The organism is Escherichia sp. WS1450, from assembly GCF_046487395.1.
GTDB classification, from domain to species: Bacteria; Pseudomonadota; Gammaproteobacteria; order Enterobacterales; family Enterobacteriaceae; genus Escherichia; species Escherichia coli.
On sequence record NZ_JBJQJO010000006.1, the window covers coordinates 253952 to 277217 of the forward strand.

29 protein-coding genes are annotated in these 23266 nt (G+C 51.5%); 21 read left to right on the top strand and 8 right to left on the bottom strand.

The window, feature by feature from the left end; genetic code table 11:
- Positions 1-19: 19 nt before the first annotated feature.
- Complete coding sequence (locus ACJHYR_RS09970) at positions 20-2110, bottom strand: YccS/YhfK family putative transporter (protein ID WP_001306309.1); 2091 nt, start codon at positions 2108-2110, stop codon at positions 20-22.
- 50 nt (positions 2111-2160) lie between these two features.
- The gene (gene crp, locus ACJHYR_RS09975; protein ID WP_000242755.1) at positions 2161-2793 is read right to left on the bottom strand and encodes a cAMP-activated global transcriptional regulator CRP; all 633 of its coding nucleotides are present in this window, start codon (positions 2791-2793) and stop codon (positions 2161-2163) included.
- A gap of 301 nt (positions 2794-3094) precedes the next feature.
- On the opposite strand from crp, the gene ACJHYR_RS09980 reads away from it, so the two are divergent.
- Positions 3095-3499, top strand: coding sequence for an OsmC family protein (locus tag ACJHYR_RS09980; protein ID WP_001148908.1), 405 nt, complete (start codon positions 3095-3097; stop codon positions 3497-3499).
- 54 nt (positions 3500-3553) lie between these two features.
- On the opposite strand, the gene ACJHYR_RS09985 is transcribed toward ACJHYR_RS09980, so the two are convergent.
- The 4 genes from ACJHYR_RS09985 to ACJHYR_RS10000 are packed head-to-tail and all read right to left on the bottom strand — an operon-like array spanning position 3554 to position 7624.
- Positions 3554-4423 carry a phosphoribulokinase gene (locus tag ACJHYR_RS09985; protein ID WP_001274684.1) on the bottom strand — a complete coding sequence of 290 codons (870 nt, stop codon included), beginning with the start codon at positions 4421-4423 and terminating at the stop codon, positions 3554-3556.
- Positions 4424-4476: 53 nt separating this feature from the next.
- Positions 4477-4695 carry a YheU family protein gene (locus tag ACJHYR_RS09990; RefSeq protein WP_000907085.1) on the bottom strand — a complete coding sequence of 73 codons (219 nt, stop codon included), beginning with the start codon at positions 4693-4695 and terminating at the stop codon, positions 4477-4479.
- Positions 4689-5711: a hydrolase gene (locus tag ACJHYR_RS09995; protein WP_001586325.1), complete on the bottom strand. Its 1023-nt coding sequence runs from the start codon at positions 5709-5711 to the stop codon at positions 4689-4691. The genes ACJHYR_RS09990 and ACJHYR_RS09995 overlap by 7 nt, the downstream gene beginning before the upstream one ends.
- Positions 5711-7624, bottom strand: a complete 1914-nt coding sequence (locus ACJHYR_RS10000; protein ID WP_072837415.1) for an ABC transporter ATP-binding protein — start codon at positions 7622-7624, stop codon at positions 5711-5713. The genes ACJHYR_RS09995 and ACJHYR_RS10000 overlap by 1 nt, the downstream gene beginning before the upstream one ends.
- Before the next feature lie 130 nt (positions 7625-7754).
- Between ACJHYR_RS10000 and kefG the strand changes: the two genes are divergently transcribed.
- The 4 genes from kefG (at position 7755) to slyD (ending at position 11006) form a co-directional block, all read left to right on the top strand.
- Positions 7755-8306 carry a glutathione-regulated potassium-efflux system ancillary protein KefG gene (gene kefG, locus ACJHYR_RS10005; RefSeq protein ID WP_001306307.1) on the top strand — a complete coding sequence of 184 codons (552 nt, stop codon included), beginning with the start codon at positions 7755-7757 and terminating at the stop codon, positions 8304-8306.
- On the top strand, positions 8306-10111 hold the full coding sequence (gene kefB, locus ACJHYR_RS10010) for a glutathione-regulated potassium-efflux system protein KefB (RefSeq protein ID WP_000399142.1): 1806 nt from the start codon (positions 8306-8308) through the stop codon (positions 10109-10111). The genes kefG and kefB overlap by 1 nt, the downstream gene beginning before the upstream one ends.
- Positions 10112-10120: 9 nt before the next feature.
- Positions 10121-10321, top strand: a complete 201-nt coding sequence (locus tag ACJHYR_RS10015; protein ID WP_001007730.1) for a YheV family putative zinc ribbon protein — start codon at positions 10121-10123, stop codon at positions 10319-10321.
- A gap of 94 nt (positions 10322-10415) precedes the next feature.
- Positions 10416-11006, top strand: coding sequence for a peptidylprolyl isomerase (gene slyD / locus ACJHYR_RS10020; protein WP_000861334.1), 591 nt, complete (start codon positions 10416-10418; stop codon positions 11004-11006).
- Positions 11007-11054: 48 nt separating this feature from the next.
- On the opposite strand, the gene ACJHYR_RS10025 is transcribed toward slyD, so the two are convergent.
- Positions 11055-11273 (bottom strand): protein SlyX, encoded by a 219-nt coding sequence (locus ACJHYR_RS10025; RefSeq protein WP_001153615.1) that lies wholly within the window; start codon positions 11271-11273, stop codon positions 11055-11057.
- A gap of 220 nt (positions 11274-11493) precedes the next feature.
- Between ACJHYR_RS10025 and fkpA the strand changes: the two genes are divergently transcribed.
- The 11 genes from fkpA (at position 11494) to bfr (ending at position 19694) form a co-directional block, all read left to right on the top strand.
- The gene (fkpA, locus tag ACJHYR_RS10030; protein WP_000838270.1) at positions 11494-12306 is read left to right on the top strand and encodes an FKBP-type peptidyl-prolyl cis-trans isomerase; all 813 of its coding nucleotides are present in this window, start codon (positions 11494-11496) and stop codon (positions 12304-12306) included.
- Positions 12307-12472: 166 nt separating this feature from the next.
- Entirely contained in the window at positions 12473-13195 is a 723-nt protein-coding gene (locus tag ACJHYR_RS10035; protein WP_000091466.1) for a transcriptional regulator, read from the top strand.
- A complete protein-coding gene (gene tusD, locus ACJHYR_RS10040) occupies positions 13195-13581 on the top strand; it encodes a sulfurtransferase complex subunit TusD (RefSeq protein ID WP_001209690.1) in 387 nt (128 codons plus the stop codon). The genes ACJHYR_RS10035 and tusD overlap by 1 nt, the downstream gene beginning before the upstream one ends.
- Positions 13581-13940 (top strand): sulfurtransferase complex subunit TusC, encoded by a 360-nt coding sequence (gene tusC, locus ACJHYR_RS10045; protein ID WP_000820714.1) that lies wholly within the window; start codon positions 13581-13583, stop codon positions 13938-13940. The genes tusD and tusC overlap by 1 nt, the downstream gene beginning before the upstream one ends.
- 7 nt (positions 13941-13947) lie before the next feature.
- The gene (gene tusB / locus ACJHYR_RS10050) at positions 13948-14235 is read left to right on the top strand and encodes a sulfurtransferase complex subunit TusB (protein ID WP_000903377.1); all 288 of its coding nucleotides are present in this window, start codon (positions 13948-13950) and stop codon (positions 14233-14235) included.
- A gap of 125 nt (positions 14236-14360) precedes the next feature.
- The gene (gene rpsL, locus ACJHYR_RS10055; protein ID WP_000246815.1) at positions 14361-14735 is read left to right on the top strand and encodes a 30S ribosomal protein S12; all 375 of its coding nucleotides are present in this window, start codon (positions 14361-14363) and stop codon (positions 14733-14735) included.
- Positions 14736-14831: 96 nt separating this feature from the next.
- Positions 14832-15302, top strand: a complete 471-nt coding sequence (rpsG, locus tag ACJHYR_RS10060) for a 30S ribosomal protein S7 (protein WP_001138043.1) — start codon at positions 14832-14834, stop codon at positions 15300-15302.
- 96 nt (positions 15303-15398) lie between these two features.
- A complete protein-coding gene (gene fusA, locus ACJHYR_RS10065; RefSeq protein ID WP_000124703.1) occupies positions 15399-17513 on the top strand; it encodes an elongation factor G in 2115 nt (704 codons plus the stop codon).
- Positions 17514-17583: 70 nt separating this feature from the next.
- Complete coding sequence (gene tuf, locus ACJHYR_RS10070; RefSeq protein WP_000031783.1) at positions 17584-18768, top strand: elongation factor Tu; 1185 nt, start codon at positions 17584-17586, stop codon at positions 18766-18768.
- 182 nt (positions 18769-18950) lie between these two features.
- Complete coding sequence (gene bfd / locus ACJHYR_RS10075; RefSeq protein WP_000289090.1) at positions 18951-19145, top strand: bacterioferritin-associated ferredoxin; 195 nt, start codon at positions 18951-18953, stop codon at positions 19143-19145.
- A 72-nt stretch (positions 19146-19217) separates the two neighbouring features.
- Positions 19218-19694: a bacterioferritin gene (gene bfr, locus ACJHYR_RS10080; protein ID WP_000675515.1), complete on the top strand. Its 477-nt coding sequence runs from the start codon at positions 19218-19220 to the stop codon at positions 19692-19694.
- On the opposite strand, the gene ACJHYR_RS10085 is transcribed toward bfr, so the two are convergent.
- Entirely contained in the window at positions 19691-20158 is a 468-nt protein-coding gene (locus tag ACJHYR_RS10085; protein WP_000338336.1) for a prepilin peptidase, read from the bottom strand. The two genes, bfr and ACJHYR_RS10085, sit on opposite strands and share 4 nt — an antisense overlap.
- A gap of 378 nt (positions 20159-20536) precedes the next feature.
- On the opposite strand from ACJHYR_RS10085, the gene rpsJ reads away from it, so the two are divergent.
- The 5 genes from rpsJ to rplB are packed head-to-tail and all read left to right on the top strand — an operon-like array spanning position 20537 to position 23264.
- Positions 20537-20848, top strand: a complete 312-nt coding sequence (gene rpsJ / locus ACJHYR_RS10090; protein WP_001181004.1) for a 30S ribosomal protein S10 — start codon at positions 20537-20539, stop codon at positions 20846-20848.
- Positions 20849-20880: 32 nt separating this feature from the next.
- Entirely contained in the window at positions 20881-21510 is a 630-nt protein-coding gene (gene rplC / locus ACJHYR_RS10095) for a 50S ribosomal protein L3 (RefSeq protein WP_000579833.1), read from the top strand.
- Between the two features lie 10 nt (positions 21511-21520).
- Complete coding sequence (rplD, locus tag ACJHYR_RS10100) at positions 21521-22126, top strand: 50S ribosomal protein L4 (protein WP_000424395.1); 606 nt, start codon at positions 21521-21523, stop codon at positions 22124-22126.
- Positions 22123-22425, top strand: coding sequence for a 50S ribosomal protein L23 (gene rplW / locus ACJHYR_RS10105; protein WP_000617544.1), 303 nt, complete (start codon positions 22123-22125; stop codon positions 22423-22425). The genes rplD and rplW overlap by 4 nt, the downstream gene beginning before the upstream one ends.
- A 17-nt stretch (positions 22426-22442) precedes the next feature.
- The gene (gene rplB, locus ACJHYR_RS10110; RefSeq protein ID WP_000301864.1) at positions 22443-23264 is read left to right on the top strand and encodes a 50S ribosomal protein L2; all 822 of its coding nucleotides are present in this window, start codon (positions 22443-22445) and stop codon (positions 23262-23264) included.
- Positions 23265-23266 lie beyond the last annotated feature (2 nt).

The window sequence follows — 23266 nt, forward strand, 5'->3', positions numbered from 1 at the left end:
TCCGATGGTTTAGCCTGCATTACGCCTTCGAATCCCGCAACTTGCGACTCAGCCAAATCCCGTGATGCGGTCGCTGACGCCATGCCATCGACGAAATGGTGTGCATGGTGTTCAGATGACCAATAACCCGCTGTAAATGCTGCTCCAGCGTACCTGCCGCGCCTTCGTGCGGCTGCATCTCCGGCGCATCCATGATATTGGCATCGCCAGAACTACCCGGTTCGTCATACTCCAGTCGCTGCTGACAACGCTGAATGGCGATTTCACAAGACTGTAAATACTCTTGTGCCAGTTCAGGTGGCAATGCCCGGTGTTCCCGCGCCAGCGTGGTCATGGCATTAATATGCTCAACAATAAACTGGCTGTGCGTTACCCACAGTTTCATATCTGCCAGATAATGGCTGTTAAACGCCGGTTCCTGCATCGCCTGATTCAATGAGTTATACAGAGTGTTATGCGCCTGATTTACCCGCATTCGCTGCCAGGCCAGTGGCGTAGGTTGCGGGTCCTCGCTCAGAATCAAGCGAATCGCTTCCTGATAGGCTTCTAAAGCGTCATGGGCGTTCTTACGCAATAACCCGCTCTGCCACTGCGGCCACAGCCAGACAGTACCGCCGAAAGCAATTAAACAACCAATAATGGTATCGATAAGACGTGGAAGGATGTACTGCTCACCGTTCAGCCACAACAGTTGCAGGGTATACACTGCGGTAATGGTAAAACCGACCGTCGCCCAGCCGTAGTTTTTGCGCAATATCAGGTAGCTGGCGAGGGTGGTAATCAGCATCAAGGTCAGAGTGTAACCTTCGGGAATTTTAAAGTGCAGGGCAACGCCCGCAATGATTAACCCGACCACGGTTCCCACGGAGCGATTCACAATCCTCAGACGGGTTGCGCCATAGCCATTTTGCGTCACCAGCAATACCGTCATCAGGATCCAGTACGACTTCGGCAGATGCAGCGCGGTGCCCATCAGGCTGGCAACGCTTAACATCACACTGAGTCGTCCGGCATTGCGTAGCGCCGGAGACTTTAGTGACAGATAACTTTTCAGCGCCGGAAGTAATGGCATTCGCCGCTGTTTATCGGCCAGTAAGTCACGCGCATAGAGCGGTTTTTGGGTGCGCAGCACGCGGGCAATGCGGCTGAAGTGCCAATAGCAGAATTGCCCAACCGGATTATCCGAATGCTGGCGGGCGATTTTTTCCAGTGCGCCAATTTGCTTTTCCATCGTAAAACGCGTCGGCAGGCGATGGTAAAGAATGTCATCAGCCAGCACGCGCAGGCGAGCGGCGACGGTTTGCGCATTCCAGCGGATAACTTCTTCTGCATGGCTACGCTCGACCAGCTTTTGCACCTCTTCCGGCTGATGCAAACTGACCGAAATATGTTCCTGCAAATCCAGTGCCTCCTGGAAAATACGCAGCATCCGCTTGTAATCGGTATTATTTTGCGCGGAAAGCATATGCATTTGCTGATAGCACTGGGTAATTAAATCGACCGCTTTTTGCTGGCGCACCAGCAGCGGCGGCAGCGCTTTTTCAGGGTCGGTGTGCTGGGTAAGCAGGCTGTATTTGGCTTCACAATAATCTGCCAGTTCACGGTACAGCAGACTTAGTGACTCGCGCAGCGGTTGTTCGCGCCAGATCCAGAACCAAAACCAGTTAAACAATCCGTACCAGAGAGTGCCCAACGCATAGATGAGCAACGGTTCCCAGACCGGCATGTATCCCGCCAGACTGAGGGTAAAAATGGCGGCGAGCAGCGATGCGGGAAGCAATTTTGCGTGCAATGGCCCCAGCTCAGCAGTGACGCCAAGTACCAGCGTTAATCCGGTCAGCAAAAAGGGCAGGGGAACATCTTTTGCCAGTAGTAGCTGTGTCAGCAAGCTACAGGCTGCAAACAGCGACGCACCAATGATTAAGCGTTTGAAAAAACGTTTATGAGGCGTATCAAGGCCCGCAATATTGCAACAGGCAGGAACGAGGGAGAAGAGCAGACCGAATCGTAATTCGCCAAGCATTAACCCAACGGCCACGGGCAAACATAGCACCAGCGTTTGTCGCAGTGCATAGTTGATATCGGGGTGATAAATCAGTCTGCGCCACATCGGGGGAAACAAAATGGCGCGCTACCAGGTAACGCGCCACTCCGACGGGATTAACGAGTGCCGTAAACGACGATGGTTTTACCGTGTGCGGAGATCAGGTTCTGATCTTCCAGCATCTTCAGAATGCGTCCCACGGTTTCACGAGAACAGCCGACAATCTGACCAATTTCCTGACGGGTAATTTTGATTTGCATACCGTCCGGGTGAGTCATAGCATCCGGTTGTTTTGCCAGGTTCAGCAGAGTCTGTGCAATGCGGCCCGTCACATCGAGGAACGCCAGGTTGCCCACTTTCTCTGAAGTGACTTGCAGACGACGCGCCATCTGTGCAGACAGACGCATCAGAATGTCCGGGTTTACCTGAATCAATTGGCGAAATTTTTTGTACGAAATTTCAGCCACTTCACAGGCGGTTTTCGCACGTACCCATGCGCTACGTTCCTGGCCCTCTTCAAACAGGCCCAGTTCGCCAATAAAATCACCCTGATTCAGATAGGAGAGGATCATTTCTTTACCCTCTTCGTCTTTGATCAGCACTGCCACAGAGCCTTTAACGATGTAGTACAGCGTTTCCGCTTTTTCACCCTGGTGAATAAGCGTGCTCTTGGATGGGTACTTATGAATGTGGCAATGAGACAAGAACCATTCGAGAGTCGGGTCTGTTTGCGGTTTGCCAAGCACCATGCGCGGTTATCCTCTGTTATAAGCTTTCTCCAGAGCCAGATAACGCCGCTGTCTCTGGATTGCCGAAATATGCTTCCCGCTACCTGGGAAGGGGCTATCAACTGTACTGCACGGTAATGTGACGTCCTTTGCATACATGCAGTACATCAATGTATTACTGTAGCATCCTGACTGTTTTAGCATAGCTTTCGCTTTGTGTCTCCTGGTGTCTCGCTTCAGCATGACCCAGGTCGCCTTCCGTTGCGCGATTTGGTTAGTACGCGTACTCTGTCAGGAAAATTGACGCAGTGGAGTAGCAAAAATGCAAGCGCGAGTGAAGTGGGTCGAAGGGTTAACTTTTCTGGGCGAATCCGCCTCTGGTCACCAGATTTTAATGGACGGCAACTCAGGCGATAAAGCACCAAGTCCGATGGAAATGGTGTTGATGGCGGCGGGTGGTTGCAGTGCCATCGATGTGGTTTCTATTCTGCAAAAAGGGCGTCAGGATGTGGTCGATTGTGAAGTAAAATTGACCTCTGAACGCCGCGAAGAGGCACCACGCCTGTTTACGCACATTAATCTGCATTTTATCGTCACCGGTCGCGACCTGAAAGACGCAGCGGTTGCGCGTGCGGTAGATCTCTCTGCCGAGAAATATTGTTCAGTAGCGTTGATGCTGGAAAAAGCGGTGAATATTACTCACTCGTATGAAGTGGTTGCCGCGTGATTTAACTATCCCGTTGTGAAGCCGGATAGTATTTTATCCGGCGTAATAGCAGAGTTACTCGATTTTCTTTCCCTCCATCAATCGTTGCACCAGTGGCAGCATAATTAATTCCATTGCCAGACCCATTTTGCCGCCGGGCACCACTAACGTATTGATGTGGGAAATGAATGAGCCTTGCAACATCGCCAGCAGCCAGGGGAAATCGATCCCTTCCAGATTACGAAAATGGATCACCACAAAGCTTTCATCCAGCGACGGGATACCTTTTGCCGCGAACGGGTTTGAAGTGTCGACGGTGGGAACGCGCTGGAAGTTAAGATGGGTGCGGGAAAACTGCGGTGTGATGTAGTTGATATAGTCTTCCATTGAACGCACTACTGAGTCCATCACTGCTTCTCGTGAGTGCCCGCGCTCGCTGGTGTCGCGGATCAGTTTTTGAATCCACTCAAGGTTAACGATAGGCACCACGCCGACCAGTAAGTCCACATGCTGCGCAACGTTATGCTGTGGCGTGACTACGCCGCCGTGTAAACCTTCATAAAACAGTACATCCGTGGGTTCCGGTAAAGATTGCCAGGGGGTGAATGTCCCCGGTACCTGATTCCACGGTACGGCTTCATCGTAGGTATGCAGATATTTGCGAGATTTCCCTTTGCCGCTCTGACCATATTCAATGAAGGTTTGTTCCAGCAGGCCAAAGTCGTTCGCTTCGGGGCCGAAGTAGCTGATATGCCGCCCGGCGTCGCGCGCTTTGCGGATCGCCATGTCCATTTCCGGGCGGGTGTAACGGTGAAAACTGTCGCCTTCCACCTCAGCTGCATGCAGATTTAACTGCGCGAATATTTTACGAAACGCGAGGCTGGTGGTGGTGGTCCCCGCGCCGCTGGATCCTGTTACCGCAATGACCGGATGTTTGGCAGACATAGTAACTCCATGACTTAGCTATCATTATTATCTCGTCCGCCGACGGTTGCAGGTTATTCGCGAAACTGACTGCGCGGCATGATATTGACCGTTTCGTGCAGCTCCGACCATACCAGCACCGCTTCTCCGCACTGTAGCTGGCGTTTGACGTCGGCGACTTTCTGTTCAAGTGTACGCTCATGTTCACCATAATCGGTGCCTTCACGTAACACAAAGCTTTCAATTAAATTTTCCAGCGTTTCGGGGGAGAGGTCTTGCCACGGAATCAACATGATTTCGCCTCCAGATACGTTGTTAACCAGTCAGGAATGCGTGACTCCAGCCACATTTTCGGATGAAGTAATGTACCGCCAATAAAGCCAACATGACCGCCATGTTCAGTCAGCTGATACTCCACCTGCGGGGGGAGACTTTCCGGTTTCGGGATCACCTGATGATCCATAAACGGATCGTCTTTGGCGTGAATAATCAGCGTCGGTTTGGCGATCTGGTTCAGCATCGGCATGGCGCTACACTGACGATAATAGTCGATAGCGTCAGCGTAGCCGTGAATTCTGGCGGTGATTAGATCGTCAAATTCACGGATGCGACGTACCGATTTTAACTGCGCGAGATTAATCGGCAGTGTTCCGGGGTAGGCTGCCAGCTTGCGCGCGGCATTGGCTTTTAACAGGTTCAGCAAGTAACGCTGATAAACGCGGGAAAAGCCCTTTTCCATATGGTAACTACAGGCCTCCAGCATAAATGGCGCTGAGACAATCACCGCCGCATCAATCGGGAGATCATTGCCTTCTTTTGCCAGCAAACAGGCCAGCATATTACCGCCGAGCGAATAGCCGACGGCAGCCGTTGGCGCATGACCAGACTCGCGTTGCAGCCAGCGTAAAAACCAACTGGCGTCTTCGGTTTCGCCCGAATGGTAAATGCGGTGCATACGGTTTGGTTCACCGCTGCATCCGCGAAAATGCATCACCACGCCCAGCCAGCCGCGCTTTTGCGCCGCCTCAACCAGACCGTGGGCGTAAGGGCTATTGAGACTGCCTTCCAGCCCGTGAAATACCACTAAACGCGGTTTATGACGCGCCTGTGCAGGGTCTTCACTCCACGCGAGATCGACAAAATCGCCGTCGGGCAACTCCAGTCGCTGCCAGTGCGGGGTGAATTTCACCTTGCGACGAAACAGACGCGGCAGCATGGTTTGTAGATGACAATTGCTAAAGCCGCGCATAGGGGCGAATTCAGCACTGCTGCTGAATTCATTGGCATCGGTCGTCGTTATCTGCGCCATCAGTTGCTTTGGCCTTCCAGCAGCATCTGCTCAAGCTGCTCCTGGGCTTCCAGCCACGCCATTTCGCACTCTTCCAGGCCGGATTTGGCGCTGGCTTGCTGTTGCAGGCAGGCGGTCAACTCCGCTTTACGGCTTTGATCGTACAGTTCGCTGTCGCCGAGTTTCTCTTCCGCCTGCGCCAGCTGTGCGTTCAGCTTTTCCATCTCTTTTTCCAGACGGGCGATCTCTTTACGCAGCGGTTGGGTTTGCGCACGCAACTCCGCTTCCCGACGCTTCTGATCTTTACGTGCCTGGGCGCTGTTCGCGTTCTCTTTTGGCGCTTCGTCGGTCTGGTTTTCCTGCTTTTGTACGTCGCTCAACCACTGTTGATAATCTTCCAGATCGCCGTCGAACGGTTCGACTTTACGATCGTGAACCAGGTAGAGATCGTCAGTGGTGGAACGCAGCAAATGACGGTCGTGCGAGACGACAACCAGCGCACCTTCAAACTCGATCAATGCTTCGGTGAGTGCCTGACGCATGTCGAGGTCAAGGTGGTTAGTCGGTTCGTCGAGCAGCAGCAGATTCGGACGCTGCCAGACGATTAATGCCAGCACCAGGCGGGCTTTTTCCCCACCGGAAAAGCGGCGCGTTTCTTCCGTCACTTTATCGCCCTGGAAACCAAAGCCGCCGAGGTAGTCACGCAGTTTTTGTTCCAGTTCCTGCGGCGCTAAACGTGCCAGATGTTGAATAGGCGATTCGTCGGCACGCAGGTATTCCAGTTGATGCTGGGCGAAGTAGCCGAGCTTGATCCCTTTCGCCAGACCAATTTCACCGCTGACTGGCGCAAGTTCACCGGCTAACAGTTTGATTAATGTCGATTTACCCGCGCCGTTGCGGCCTAGCAAACCAATGCGCGAGCCGGGGACCAGATTCAGTTTAATCGAGTCGAGAATAATGCGATCACCATAGCCTGCGCTGACTTTTTCCATCTTTAATAACGGATTAGGCAGGCTTTCCGGCGCGCGGAAGCTAAAACGAAACGGGTTGTCAACGTGCGCCGGGGCAATCAGCTCCATACGCTCGAGCATCTTAATGCGGCTCTGGGCCTGCTTCGCTTTGGTGGCTTTGGCACGGAAACGGTCGATATAACTTTGCAGATGCGCCACGCGTTCCTGCTGGCTTTCGTACATCGCTTGTTGCTGCGCCAGACGGGTGGCGCGCTGTACTTCAAACGAACTGTAGTTGCCGGTGTACTCGAACATGCTTTGTTGTTCGATATGAATAATTTTATCGACGATCGGATCGAGGAAATCGCGGTCGTGAGAGATCAGGATCAGCGTGCCCTGATAGCTCTTCAGCCATTTTTCCAGCCAGATAACGGCATCGAGATCGAGGTGGTTAGTCGGTTCGTCGAGCAGCAGCAAGTCTGAACGGCAAATCAGCGCCTGGGCAAGGTTAAGACGCATACGCCAGCCACCGGAGAAATCACTTACCGGACGCTCGAGTTGTTCATTGCTGAAACCGAGGCCGTGCAACAGACTTGCGGCGCGGGAGCGAATACTCCATGCGTCAATAGCATCCAGCTTGCCATGAATGGTCGCAATGGCGTGCCCGTCGTTACGTTCGTTGGCGTCGTGTAGCTGCGCTTCCAGTTGACGATATTCACGGTCGCCGTCAATGACATATTCCAGCGCCGCTTGCGGTAACGCCGGCGTTTCCTGATTCACCCACGCCAGTTGCCAGCTTCCCGGAAAGGTGTAGCTGCCGCCGTCGGCGCTGAGTTCATTTTTCAGAAATGCCAGCAGGGTAGATTTACCACAGCCGTTTTTACCCACCAGGCCGACTTTCTGCCCGGGGTTGATGGTGGCGGTGGCATTATCCAGCAGGACGCGCACGCCGCGACGAATTTGTAACGAGGAGAAAACAATCATAAGGCGCCGTATGTTCAGACTATGTTAACTTATCATTATGATAATGTAATGTATGGGCGAGCTGCCGCACCGGGCGCAATGGTAGCCCAAAACAGCGACTATACACAAAAACCATACCGGGAGGGGGATGATGTCTCAGCCAGCGAAAGTTTTGCTGCTGTATGCCCATCCGGAATCTCAGGACTCGGTGGCAAACCGGGTACTGCTTAAACCGGCCACGCAGCTCAGCAATGTTACCGTGCACGACCTTTACGCGCACTATCCCGATTTTTTTATTGATATCTCCCGTGAGCAGGCATTACTGCGCGAGCACGAGGTGATTGTCTTTCAGCATCCTCTTTATACCTATAGCTGCCCGGCGCTACTGAAAGAGTGGCTGGACCGGGTATTAAGCCGTGGTTTTGCCAGCGGGCCGGGAGGAAACCAACTGGCGGGAAAGTACTGGCGTAGCGTGATTACCACCGGCGAGCCGGAAAGTGCTTACCGTTATGACGCCTTGAATCGCTACCCGATGAGCGATGTTCTGCGCCCCTTTGAACTGGCGGCGGGCATGTGCCGGATGCATTGGTTGAGTCCCATCATTATTTACTGGGCGAGACGGCAAAGCGCACAGGAGCTGGCGAGTCACGCCAGAGCCTACGGTGACTGGCTGGCAAATCCGCTGTCTCCAGGAGGCCGCTGATGGAAGGTTCCGATTTTTTACTCGCAGGAGTGTTGTTTCTCTTCGCGGCGGTGGCTGCGGTGCCGCTGGCATCGCGGCTGGGTATTGGCGCTGTGTTGGGATATTTGCTGGCAGGGATTGCAATTGGCCCGTGGGGGCTGGGTTTTATTAGCGACGTCGATGAGATCCTCCACTTTTCGGAACTCGGCGTGGTGTTCCTGATGTTTATCATCGGCCTGGAGTTGAATCCCTCCAAGCTTTGGCAATTGCGGCGTTCGATTTTTGGCGTAGGTGCGGCACAGGTGCTGTTAAGCGCGGCGTTGCTGGCGGGATTATTGATGCTGACGGATTTCGCCTGGCAGGCGGCGGTGGTCGGTGGCATTGGCCTTGCGATGTCTTCAACTGCAATGGCGTTGCAATTGATGCGTGAGAAAGGGATGAATCGCAGCGAATCCGGGCAGTTAGGTTTTTCGGTTCTGCTGTTTCAGGATCTGGCGGTGATCCCGGCGCTGGCGTTAGTACCGTTACTGGCGGGTTCGGCAGACGAACATTTCGACTGGATGAAGATCGGCATGAAGGTGCTGGCGTTTGTCGGCATGCTGATTGGGGGACGCTATTTACTGCGTCCGGTATTCCGTTTTATTGCAGCTTCTGGCGTGCGGGAAGTGTTCACCGCCGCGACGCTACTGCTGGTGTTGGGTTCCGCGATGTTTATGGATGCGCTGGGGCTGTCGATGGCGCTCGGTACGTTTATTGCGGGCGTGTTGCTGGCAGAAAGCGAATATCGCCACGAACTGGAAACAGCTATCGACCCGTTTAAGGGGTTGCTGCTCGGTTTGTTCTTTATCTCTGTCGGCATGTCGCTCAATCTCGGGGTGCTTTATACCCATCTGTTGTGGGTAGTGATAAGCGTGGTTGTGCTGGTGGCGGTGAAAATTCTCGTGTTGTATCTGCTGGCGCGATTGTATGGCGTGCGTAGCTCAGAGCGGATGCAGTTTGCTGGCGTGTTGAGTCAGGGCGGCGAGTTTGCCTTTGTCCTCTTTTCTACCGCTTCTTCGCAACGCTTATTCCAGGGCGACCAGATGGCGCTGTTGCTGGTGACGGTGACGCTTTCCATGATGACCACGCCGTTGCTGATGAAGCTGGTGGATAAATGGCTATCCCGCCAGTTTAACGGACCGGAAGAAGAAGACGAAAAACCGTGGGTCAACGATGATAAACCCCAGGTCATTGTCGTGGGCTTCGGGCGTTTTGGTCAGGTGATTGGTCGTTTGCTGATGGCAAATAAAATGCGCATTACTGTGCTGGAGCGGGATATCAGTGCCGTTAACCTGATGCGTAAATATGGCTACAAAGTTTATTACGGCGACGCCACGCAGGTCGATCTGTTACGTTCTGCGGGAGCAGAGGCCGCTGAGTCTATCGTCATTACCTGTAACGAGCCGGAAGACACCATGAAGCTGGTGGAAATATGCCAGCAGCACTTTCCGCATTTGCATATTCTTGCGCGAGCGCGCGGACGTGTGGAAGCGCATGAGTTATTACAGGCAGGGGTGACGCAGTTTTCCCGTGAAACATTCTCCAGTGCGTTAGAGCTGGGGCGCAAGACGCTGGTCACGCTTGGCATGCATCCGCATCAGGCACAGCGGGCGCAACTGCATTTTCGCCGCCTGGATATGCGGATGTTGCGAGAGCTCATCCCAATGCATGCCGATACCGTACAAATTTCTCGCGCCAGGGAAGCCCGACGCGAACTGGAAGAGATTTTCCAGCGTGAAATGCAACAAGAACGACGCCAGCTGGACGGCTGGGATGAATTTGAGTAGAGGGTAAAGATGGCAATCCGAAAACGTTTTATTGCGGGCGCAAAATGCCCGGCCTGTCAGGCACAGGATTCAATGGCGATGTGGCGCGAAAATAATATTGATATTGTTGAATGTGTTAAGTGTGGACATCAGATGCGAGAAGCAGACAAAGAAGCCCGCGATCACGTTCGCAAAGATGAGCAAGTGATCGGGATTTTTCATCCGGACTAGCGATATGCGCCGAGTTTTTTTAAGCTAGTGAGTACACGGCTGCAGAATTCCGCTACAATCTGCGCCACTATTCTTCCCATGCTCAGGAGATATCATGAAAGTAGCAAAAGACCTGGTGGTCAGCCTGGCCTATCAGGTACGTACAGAAGACGGTGTGTTGGTTGATGAGTCTCCGGTGAGTGCGCCGCTGGACTACCTGCATGGTCACGGTTCCCTGATCTCTGGCCTGGAAACGGCGCTGGAAGGTCACGAAGTTGGCGACAAATTTGATGTCGCTGTTGGCGCGAACGACGCTTACGGTCAGTACGACGAAAACCTGGTGCAACGCGTTCCTAAAGACGTATTTATGGGCGTTGATGAACTGCAGGTTGGTATGCGTTTCCTGGCTGAAACCGACCAGGGTCCGGTACCGGTTGAAATCACTGCGGTTGAAGACGATCACGTCGTGGTTGATGGTAACCACATGCTGGCCGGTCAGAACCTGAAATTCAACGTTGAAGTTGTGGCGATTCGCGAAGCGACTGAAGAAGAACTGGCTCATGGCCACGTTCACGGTGCGCACGATCATCACCACGATCACGACCACGACGGTTGCTGCGGTGGTCATGGCCACGATCACGGTCATGAACACGGTGGCGAAGGCTGCTGCGGCGGTAAAGGTAACGGCGGTTGCGGTTGCCACTAATACCGAAAACGTGACAAAAAAGCGGGGAATCCCCGCTTTTTTTACGCCTCAATAATGTGGCGGTGGCGTTTCTTCAGCCTGCGACGCGATGTTCGACGGCTGGCTGGCTTTTAGCTTCTCGGTCAGCAGACGCAGATGATCGCGCAGTTTCGCCATCTCCATTTCATGAGCGGTCACCGTGACGTTCAGTTCTTCAATGGTGATTTCCTGAAAAGCCAGTCGGCTCTCCAGCTCTGCCAGGCGTGCTTCCAATGATAAATCCTGCATGATTCACCTCTTTTGTCGAATGGTCGCCGCGGATTCTACTTAACTTTGCTGCCCGAGACAGCACTCATTTCGCGGTCATCGAAACTAATTTAAACAAAAAGAGTCTGAAAATAGATGATAATAGGGCGTGTCTGTATGTAGATTTGTTCGACAACGCTTTATAGTACCCTTCTGATAATAGTTAACCCTGGGGTGAGATGCCCCGATCCTGGAGATATGGATGAAATCACTGTTTAAAGTAACGCTGCTGGCGACCACAATGGCCGTTGCCCTGCATGCACCGATCACTTTTGCTGCTGAAGCTGCAAAACCTGCTACAACTGCTGACAGCAAAGCAGCGTTCAAAAATGACGATCAGAAATCAGCTTATGCACTGGGTGCTTCGCTGGGTCGTTACATGGAAAACTCTCTTAAAGAACAAGAAAAACTGGGCATCAAACTGGATAAAGAGCAGCTGATCGCTGGTGTTCAGGATGCATTTGCTGATAAGAGCAAACTCTCCGACCAAGAGATCGAACAGACACTGCAAGCATTCGAAGCTCGCGTGAAGTCTTCTGCTCAGGCGAAGATGGAAAAAGACGCGGCAGATAACGAAGCGAAAGGTAAAGAGTACCGCGAGAAATTTGCCAAAGAGAAAGGTGTGAAAACCTCTTCAACTGGTCTGGTTTATCAGGTAGTCGAAGCCGGTAAAGGCGAAGCACCGAAAGACAGCGATACTGTTGTCGTGAACTACAAAGGTACGCTGATCGACGGTAAAGAGTTCGACAACTCTTACACCCGTGGTGAACCGCTCTCTTTCCGTCTGGACGGTGTTATTCCGGGTTGGACAGAAGGTCTGAAGAACATCAAGAAAGGCGGTAAGATCAAACTGGTTATTCCACCAGAACTGGCTTACGGCAAAGCGGGTGTTCCGGGGATCCCACCGAATTCTACCCTGGTGTTTGACGTAGAACTGCTGGATGTGAAACCAGCGCCGAAGGCTGATGCAAAGCCGGAAGCTGATGCGAAAGCCGCAGATTCTGCTAAAAAATAAGCATTAAGAACCGCCGCCTGACCAGGCGGCGGTTTTTTTATTACAGGCCGGATATAATTAGTGCTGGAAAGCGGAACCTCCGCTGTATTAATTTAGTTACCCGCATCATTAATGAGCCTGCCCTGAAAAGTTAACGACAGGCTCCTGAAAAGGAGTGTTTTTTTTCATGTCCAGGTCGCTTTTAACCAACGAAACCAGTGAGTTGGATTTACTGGATCAACGTCCTTTCGACCAGACCGATTTTGATATTCTGAAATCCTACGAAGCGGTGGTGGACGGGTTAGCGATGCTTATTGGCTCCCACTGTGAAATCGTTTTGCACTCTTTGCAGGATCTAAAATGTTCAGCCATTCGCATTGCTAACGGTGAACATACAGGCCGGAAGATTGGTTCGCCAATTACCGACCTGGCGCTACGTATGCTGCACGATATGACGGGAGCGGATAGCAGCGTTTCTAAATGCTACTTTACTCGCGCCAAAAGCGGCGTATTAATGAAGTCCCTGACTATCGCGATTCGTAACCGCGAACAGCGTGTAATTGGTCTGCTGTGCATCAATATGAATCTTGATGTTCCCTTCTCGCAGATTATGAGCACCTTTGTGCCTCCAGAAACCCCGGATGTCGGTTCAAGCGTCAACTTTGCCTCTTCTGTTGAAGATCTGGTTACCCAAACGCTGGAGTTCACCATCGAAGAAGTGAATGCCGATCGCAATGTTTCTAATAACGCCAAAAATCGTCAGATCGTGCTGAATCTCTACGAGAAAGGGATCTTCGATATTAAAGACGCGATCAACCAGGTTGCTGACCGCCTGAACATCTCCAAACACACTGTCTATCTCTACATCCGCCAGTTCAAGAGCGGTGATTTCCAGGGGCAAGATAAGTAATGCGTTTTGCCATCGTGGTGACCGGGCCAGCATACGGTACGCAACAGGCGAGTAGTGCTTTTCAGTTTGCGCAGGCGCTGATTGCAGAAGGCCATGAGTTAAGCAGCGTCTTTTTTTATCGGGAAGGGGTCTATAACGCTAACCAATTGACCTCACCGGCAAGCGATGAATTTGACCTTGTGCGCGGCTGGCAACAGTTGAATGCGCAACATGGTGTGGCTCTGAATATCTGCGTAGCGGCAGCGTTACGCCGCGGTATCGTCGATGAAACTGAAGCAGGAAGGCTGGGGCTGGCTTCGTCAAATCTTCAGTCGGGATTTACCTTAAGCGGACTTGGCGCGCTGGCGGAAGCCTCGCTGACCTGTGACAGGGTGGTACAGTTCTGATGAAACGAATTGCGTTTGTTTTTTCTACTGCACCTCATGGTACAGCTGCTGGTCGGGAAGGTTTAGATGCTTTACTGGCAACTTCCGCATTAACTGACGATCTGGCCGTCTTCTTTATTGCTGATGGCGTTTTTCAGCTGCTGCCAGGACAAAAGCCCGATGCAGTGCTGGCGCGTGATTACATTGCCACTTTTAAATTGTTGGGTCTGTACGACATTGAACAGTGCTGGGTTTGTGCGGCTTCACTGCGCGAACGCGGGTTAGATCCGCAGACACCCTTTGTTGTCGAAGCCACGCCGCTCGAAGCAGATGCCTTACGCCGCGAACTCGCCAACTACGATGTTATTTTGAGGTTTTGAGGCGTTTATGCTGCACACATTACATCGTTCACCCTGGCTGACGGATTTTGCTGCGCTGTTGCGTCTACTCAGTGAAGGCGACGAACTGCTATTATTGCAAGATGGTGTAACTGCCGCAGTTGACGGTAACCGCTACCTTGAAAGTCTGCGTAATGCCCCCATTAAGGTCTATGCCCTGAACGAAGACCTTATTGCCCGCGGTTTGACTGGTCAAATTTCGAACGACATCATTCCCATTGACTATACTGATTTCGTCAGACTTACGGTTAAGCACTCCAGCCAGATGGCCTGGTGATGGCGGGATCGTTGTATATTTCTTGACACCTTTTCGGCATCGCCCTAAAATTCGGCGTCCTCATATTGTGTGAGGACGTTTTATTACGTGTTTACGAAGCAAAAGCTAAAACCAGGAGCTATTTAATGGCAACAGTTAACCAGCTGGTACGCAAACCACGTGCTCGCAAAGTTGCGAAAAGCAACGTGCCTGCGCTGGAAGCATGCCCGCAAAAACGTGGCGTATGTACTCGTGTATATACTACCACTCCTAAAAAACCGAACTCCGCGCTGCGTAAAGTATGCCGTGTTCGTCTGACTAACGGTTTCGAAGTGACTTCCTACATCGGTGGTGAAGGTCACAACCTGCAGGAGCACTCCGTGATCCTGATCCGTGGCGGTCGTGTTAAAGACCTCCCGGGTGTTCGTTACCACACCGTACGTGGTGCGCTTGACTGCTCCGGCGTTAAAGACCGTAAGCAGGCTCGTTCCAAGTATGGCGTGAAGCGTCCTAAGGCTTAATGGTTCTCCGTTAAGTAAGGCCAAACGTTTTAACTTAAATGTCAAACTAAACTCGTAGAGTTTTGGACAATCCTGAATTAACAACGGAGTATTTCCATGCCACGTCGTCGCGTCATTGGTCAGCGTAAAATTCTGCCGGATCCGAAGTTCGGATCAGAACTGCTGGCTAAATTTGTAAATATCCTGATGGTAGATGGTAAAAAATCTACTGCCGAATCTATCGTATACAGCGCGCTGGAGACCCTGGCTCAGCGCTCTGGTAAATCTGAACTGGAAGCATTCGAAGTAGCTCTCGAAAACGTGCGCCCGACTGTAGAAGTTAAGTCTCGCCGCGTTGGTGGTTCTACTTATCAGGTACCAGTTGAAGTCCGTCCGGTTCGTCGTAATGCTCTGGCAATGCGTTGGATCGTTGAAGCTGCTCGTAAACGCGGTGATAAATCCATGGCTCTGCGCCTGGCGAACGAACTTTCTGATGCTGCAGAAAACAAAGGTACTGCAGTTAAGAAACGTGAAGACGTTCACCGTATGGCCGAAGCCAACAAGGCGTTCGCACACTACCGTTGGTAATCCCTTCGGAGTTTTAGTCACCAGGCGGGCGCTTCCAGTAAGCAGCCCGCTTTGGGCTACTTAAATTGAACGCCTAAAAGATAAACGAGGAAACAAATGGCTCGTACAACACCCATCGCACGCTACCGTAACATCGGTATCAGTGCGCACATCGACGCCGGTAAAACCACTACTACCGAACGTATTCTGTTCTACACCGGTGTAAACCATAAAATCGGTGAAGTTCATGACGGCGCTGCAACCATGGACTGGATGGAGCAGGAGCAGGAACGTGGTATTACCATCACTTCCGCTGCGACTACTGCATTCTGGTCTGGTATGGCTAAGCAGTATGAGCCGCATCGCATCAACATCATCGACACCCCGGGGCACGTTGACTTCACAATCGAAGTAGAACGTTCCATGCGTGTTCTCGATGGTGCGGTAATGGTTTACTGCGCAGTTGGTGGTGTTCAGCCGCAGTCTGAAACCGTATGGCGTCAGGCAAACAAATATAAAGTTCCGCGCATTGCGTTCGTTAACAAAATGGACCGCATGGGTGCGAACTTCCTGAAAGTTGTTAACCAGATCAAAACCCGTCTGGGCGCGAACCCGGTTCCGCTGCAGCTGGCGATTGGTGCTGAAGAACATTTCACCGGTGTTGTTGACCTGGTGAAAATGAAAGCTATCAACTGGAATGACGCTGACCAGGGCGTAACCTTCGAATACGAAGATATCCCGGCAGACATGGTTGAACTGGCTAACGAATGGCACCAGAACCTGATCGAATCCGCAGCTGAAGCTTCTGAAGAGCTGATGGAAAAATACCTGGGTGGTGAAGAACTGACTGAAGAAGAGATTAAAGGTGCTCTGCGTCAGCGCGTTCTGAACAACGAAATCATCCTGGTAACCTGTGGTTCTGCGTTCAAGAACAAAGGTGTTCAGGCGATGCTGGATGCGGTAATCGATTACCTGCCATCCCCGGTTGACGTACCTGCGATCAACGGTATCCTGGACGACGGTAAAGACACTCCGGCTGAACGTCACGCAAGTGATGACGAGCCGTTCTCTGCACTGGCGTTCAAAATCGCTACCGACCCGTTTGTTGGTAACCTGACCTTCTTCCGTGTTTACTCCGGTGTGGTTAACTCTGGTGATACCGTACTGAACTCCGTGAAAGCTGCACGTGAGCGTTTCGGTCGTATCGTTCAGATGCACGCTAACAAACGTGAAGAGATCAAAGAAGTTCGCGCGGGCGACATCGCTGCTGCTATCGGTCTGAAAGACGTAACCACTGGTGACACCCTGTGTGACCCGGATGCGCCGATCATTCTGGAACGTATGGAATTCCCTGAGCCGGTAATCTCCATCGCAGTTGAACCGAAAACCAAAGCTGACCAGGAAAAAATGGGTCTGGCTCTGGGCCGTCTGGCTAAAGAAGACCCGTCTTTCCGTGTATGGACTGACGAAGAATCTAACCAGACCATCATCGCGGGTATGGGCGAACTGCACCTCGACATCATCGTTGACCGTATGAAGCGTGAATTCAACGTTGAAGCGAACGTAGGTAAACCGCAGGTTGCTTACCGTGAAACTATCCGCCAGAAAGTTACCGATGTTGAAGGTAAACACGCGAAACAGTCTGGTGGTCGTGGTCAGTATGGTCATGTTGTTATCGACATGTACCCGCTGGAGCCGGGTTCAAACCCGAAAGGCTACGAGTTCATCAACGACATTAAAGGTGGTGTAATCCCTGGCGAATACATCCCGGCCGTTGATAAAGGTATCCAGGAACAGCTGAAAGCAGGTCCGCTGGCAGGCTACCCGGTAGTAGACATGGGTATTCGTCTGCACTTCGGTTCTTACCATGACGTTGACTCCTCTGAACTGGCGTTTAAACTGGCTGCTTCTATCGCCTTTAAAGAAGGCTTTAAGAAAGCGAAACCAGTTCTGCTTGAGCCGATCATGAAGGTTGAAGTAGAAACTCCGGAAGAGAACACCGGTGACGTTATCGGTGACTTGAGCCGTCGTCGTGGTATGCTCAAAGGTCAGGAATCTGAAGTTACTGGCGTTAAGATCCACGCTGAAGTACCGCTGTCTGAAATGTTCGGATATGCAACTCAGCTGCGTTCTCTGACCAAAGGTCGTGCATCATACACCATGGAATTCCTGAAGTATGATGAAGCGCCGAGTAACGTTGCTCAGGCCGTAATTGAAGCCCGTGGTAAATAAGCCTAAGGGTTAATACCAAAGTCCCGTGCTCTCTCCTGAAGGGGAGAGCACTATAGTAAGGAATATAGCCGTGTCTAAAGAAAAATTTGAACGTACAAAACCGCACGTTAACGTTGGTACTATCGGCCACGTTGACCACGGTAAAACTACTCTGACCGCTGCAATCACCACCGTACTGGCTAAAACCTACGGCGGTGCTGCTCGTGCATTCGACCAGATCGATAACGCGCCGGAAGAAAAAGCTCGTGGTATCACCATCAACACTTCTCACGTTGAATATGACACCCCGACCCGTCACTACGCACACGTAGACTGCCCGGGGCACGCCGACTATGTTAAAAACATGATCACCGGTGCTGCTCAGATGGACGGCGCGATCCTGGTAGTTGCTGCGACTGACGGCCCGATGCCGCAGACTCGTGAGCACATCCTGCTGGGTCGTCAGGTAGGCGTTCCGTACATCATCGTGTTCCTGAACAAATGCGACATGGTTGATGACGAAGAGCTGCTGGAACTGGTTGAAATGGAAGTTCGTGAACTTCTGTCTCAGTACGACTTCCCGGGCGACGACACTCCGATCGTTCGTGGTTCTGCTCTGAAAGCGCTGGAAGGCGACGCAGAGTGGGAAGCGAAAATCCTGGAACTGGCTGGCTTCCTGGATTCTTACATTCCGGAACCAGAGCGTGCGATTGACAAGCCGTTCCTGCTGCCGATCGAAGACGTATTCTCCATCTCCGGTCGTGGTACCGTTGTTACTGGTCGTGTAGAACGCGGTATCATCAAAGTTGGTGAAGAAGTTGAAATCGTTGGTATCAAAGAGACTCAGAAGTCTACCTGTACTGGCGTTGAAATGTTCCGCAAACTGCTGGACGAAGGCCGTGCTGGTGAGAACGTAGGTGTTCTGCTGCGTGGTATCAAACGTGAAGAAATCGAACGTGGTCAGGTACTGGCTAAGCCGGGCACCATCAAGCCGCACACCAAGTTCGAATCTGAAGTGTACATTCTGTCCAAAGATGAAGGCGGTCGTCATACTCCGTTCTTCAAAGGCTACCGTCCGCAGTTCTACTTCCGTACTACTGACGTGACTGGTACCATCGAACTGCCGGAAGGCGTAGAGATGGTAATGCCGGGCGACAACATCAAAATGGTTGTTACCCTGATCCACCCGATCGCGATGGACGACGGTCTGCGTTTCGCAATCCGTGAAGGCGGCCGTACCGTTGGCGCGGGCGTTGTTGCTAAAGTTCTGGGCTAATTACACGTTAATTAGTTTCGAATTAAAAAGGGCGCTTCGGCGCCCTTTTTGCTGCCCGTAATTTGAGCTCGAAATATTTAGTCGCAATTTCACTCGCTGAACTATGGCGCAAATAAAACTGTGCTATTGTAATCATAACCATTCTCATTTACACTTTGCGCAGAATTTGAACGGGAGCAATCATGTACGTTTGTTTGTGTAATGGTGTAAGTGACAAAAAAATTCGCCAGGCAGTCCGTCAGTTTCATCCGCAATCTTTCCAACAATTGCGTAAGTTTATTCCTGTGGGAAATCAATGCGGTAAGTGCATTCGCGCCGCGCGCGAAGTGATGCAGGACGAGTTGATGCAGATGCCAGAATTTAAAGAGATTGCCTGAAGCCCACGCTTATTTTTTGACATCCCGCTAGCCCCATCTACGCTCTAATAGTGGAAGCGGAGGGACTATAAAATGAAAGGTGATGTTAAAATCATAAATTATCTCAATAAACTATTGGGAAATGAGCTTGTCGCAATCAATCAGTATTTTCTCCATGCCCGGATGTTTAAAAACTGGGGCCTGATGCGTCTTAATGACGTCGAATACCATGAATCTATCGATGAGATGAAACACGCTGATAAATATATCGAGCGTATTTTGTTTTTAGAAGGAATCCCCAACTTACAGGATTTAGGCAAACTGGGGATTGGTGAAGATGTCGAGGAGATGCTGCAATCCGACCTGCGATTAGAACTGGAAGGCGCGAAGGATCTCCGTGAGGCTATCGCGTATGCCGACAGCGTTCATGACTATGTTAGCCGTGATATGATGATCGAGATCCTTGCCGATGAAGAAGGTCATATTGACTGGCTCGAAACTGAGTTGGATCTCATCGGTAAAATCGGTCTACAAAATTACCTGCAATCACAAATAAAAGTTAAAGATTAACGGCCTGCCAGCAAACTATCCCAGCCTACAACGAAACCCGCAGCCGCCAGAAATGGACCAAACGGCAGCGGGTTTTTTAATGACTCTTTTCCTCTCATAAGCAAACCAATAACTACGGCTCCGCAAGCGAATGAGGCAGCAAGGAAAACCAGTCGTGGCAAGAAGGTCCATGTATGCCAGGCACCAAGGGCGGCGAGAAACTTCACATCACCATAGCCTAATCCTTCTTTATGGCGCAGTATGCGATACCCCCAGTAAATGACAGCGAATGTGCCGTAACCAATAATCGCCCCCCATAACGCATCGGCTAAACCGTCAGGATTACAAACTTGATAGAACAAAAGACCTGACCAGAGTAACGGGCAGGTAAACCTGTCAGGTAACAAGCCATGCTTTGCATCCCAGAAAAAAAGTAGGGTTGATAAACAAGCGTACAAAATCAGAAAGGGAAGGGCAGCGTCCATAAAATATCCTCTGTAATTGGAGTATCACCATCGAATAACTCCGGATGCTCAGCAACAGAGAAATCGCTGATTTGTTAACCTGGTTCCGGTGAAAAACGCTATCTTCACAACCTTACAAATTTCGTGGAATGCAGCTCGCAATCTGCGCGTTGCGATTAATTTCTACCCGATGCTTGCGTCAGGCTCAGATTTGCGTATAATGCGCGGGCTTGTCGTAGTTGACAGCAGGTTCAATCTGAACCTCAGTTAGCCGAATTTGGCTACCTAACAATGCTCCCAATCGGGGAGCTACGTAAGAACGGTTACACTCTCCCATCAATCGTAATGGGTCTGAGGAGTAATCATTTTCGTTTATAAAATAATTGGAGCTCTGGTCTCATGCAGAACCAAAGAATCCGTATCCGCCTGAAAGCGTTTGATCATCGTCTGATCGATCAAGCAACCGCGGAAATCGTCGAGACTGCCAAGCGCACTGGTGCGCAGGTCCGTGGTCCGATCCCGCTGCCGACACGCAAAGAGCGCTTCACTGTTCTGATCTCCCCGCACGTCAACAAAGACGCGCGCGATCAGTACGAAATCCGTACTCACTTGCGTCTGGTTGACATCGTTGAGCCAACCGAGAAAACCGTTGATGCTCTGATGCGTCTGGATCTGGCTGCCGGTGTAGACGTGCAGATCAGCCTGGGTTAATCAGGTCATTGAGCGATTGAGAGGTTGAAACAATGATTGGTTTAGTCGGTAAAAAAGTGGGTATGACCCGTATCTTCACAGAAGACGGCGTTTCTATCCCAGTAACCGTAATCGAAGTTGAAGCAAACCGCGTTACTCAGGTTAAAGACCTGGCTAACGATGGCTACCGTGCTATTCAGGTAACCACCGGTGCTAAAAAAGCTAACCGTGTGACCAAGCCTGAAGCTGGCCACTTCGCTAAAGCTGGCGTAGAAGCTGGCCGTGGTCTGTGGGAATTCCGCCTGGCTGAAGGCGAAGAGTTCACTGTAGGTCAGAGCATTAGCGTTGAACTGTTTGCTGACGTTAAAAAAGTTGACGTAACTGGCACCTCTAAAGGTAAAGGTTTCGCAGGTACCGTTAAGCGCTGGAACTTCCGTACCCAGGACGCTACTCACGGTAACTCCTTGTCTCACCGCGTTCCGGGTTCTATCGGTCAGAACCAGACTCCGGGCAAAGTGTTCAAAGGCAAGAAAATGGCAGGTCAGATGGGTAACGAACGTGTAACCGTTCAGAGCCTTGACGTAGTACGCGTTGACGCTGAGCGCAACCTGCTGCTGGTTAAAGGTGCTGTCCCGGGTGCAACCGGTAGCGACCTGATCGTTAAACCAGCTGTGAAGGCGTAAGGAGATAGCAATGGAATTAGTATTGAAAGACGCGCAGAGCGCGCTGACTGTTTCCGAAACTACCTTCGGTCGTGATTTCAACGAAGCGCTGGTTCACCAGGTTGTTGTTGCTTATGCAGCTGGTGCTCGTCAGGGTACTCGTGCTCAGAAGACTCGTGCTGAAGTAACTGGTTCCGGTAAAAAACCGTGGCGCCAGAAAGGCACCGGCCGTGCGCGTTCTGGTTCTATCAAGAGCCCGATCTGGCGTTCTGGTGGCGTGACCTTTGCTGCTCGTCCGCAGGACCACAGTCAAAAAGTTAACAAGAAGATGTACCGCGGCGCGCTGAAAAGCATCCTGTCCGAACTGGTACGTCAGGATCGTCTGATCGTTGTCGAGAAGTTCTCTGTAGAAGCGCCGAAAACTAAGCTGCTGGCACAGAAACTGAAAGACATGGCTCTGGAAGATGTGCTGATCATCACCGGTGAGCTGGACGAAAACCTGTTCCTGGCTGCGCGCAACCTGCACAAGGTTGACGTACGCGATGCAACTGGTATCGACCCGGTTAGCCTGATCGCCTTCGACAAAGTCGTAATGACTGCTGATGCTGTTAAGCAAGTTGAGGAGATGCTGGCATGATTCGTGAAGAACGTCTGCTGAAGGTGCTGCGTGCACCGCACGTTTCTGAAAAAGCGTCTACTGCGATGGAAAAATCCAACACCATCGTACTCAAAGTTGCTAAAGACGCGACCAAAGCAGAAATCAAAGCTGCTGTGCAGAAACTGTTTGAAGTCGAAGTCGAAGTCGTTAACACCCTGGTAGTTAAAGGGAAAGTTAAACGTCACGGACAGCGTATCGGTCGTCGTAGCGACTGGAAAAAAGCTTACGTCACCCTGAAAGAAGGCCAGAATCTGGACTTCGTTGGCGGCGCTGAGTAAGTCGGAGGAGTAATACAATGGCAGTTGTTAAATGTAAACCGACATCTCCGGGTCGTCGCCACGTTGTTAAAGTGGTTAACCCTGAGCTGCACAAGGGCAAACCTTTTGCTCCGTTGCTGGAAAAAAACAGCAAATCCGGTGGTCGTAACAACAATGGCCGTATCACCACTCGTCATATCGGTGGTGGCCACAAGCAGGCTTACCGTATTGTTGACTTCAAACGCAACAAAGACGGTATCCCGGCAGTTGTTGAACGTCTTGAGTACGATCCGAACCGTTCCGCGAACATCGCGCTGGTTCTGTACAAAGACGGTGAACGCCGTTACATCCTGGCCCCTAAAGGCCTGAAAGCTGGCGACCAGATTCAGTCTGGCGTTGATGCTGCAATCAAACCAGGTAACACCCTGCCGATGCGCAACATCCCGGTTGGTTCTACTGTTCATAACGTAGAAATGAAACCAGGTAAAGGCGGTCAGCTGGCACGTTCCGCTGGTACTTACGTTCAGATCGTTGCTCGTGATGGTGCTTATGTCACCCTGCGTCTGCGTTCTGGTGAAATGCGTAAAGTAGAAGCAGACTGCCGTGCAACTCTGGGCGAAGTTGGCAATGCTGAGCATATGCTGCGCGTTCTGGGTAAAGCAGGTGCTGCACGCTGGCGTGGTGTTCGTCCGACCGTTCGCGGTACCGCGATGAACCCGGTAGACCACCCACATGGTGGTGGTGAAGGTCGTAACTTTGGTAAGCACCCGGTAACTCCGTGGGGCGTTCAGACCAAAGGTAAGAAGACCCGCAGCAACAAGCGTACTGATAAATTCATCGTACGTCGCCGTAGCAAATAATT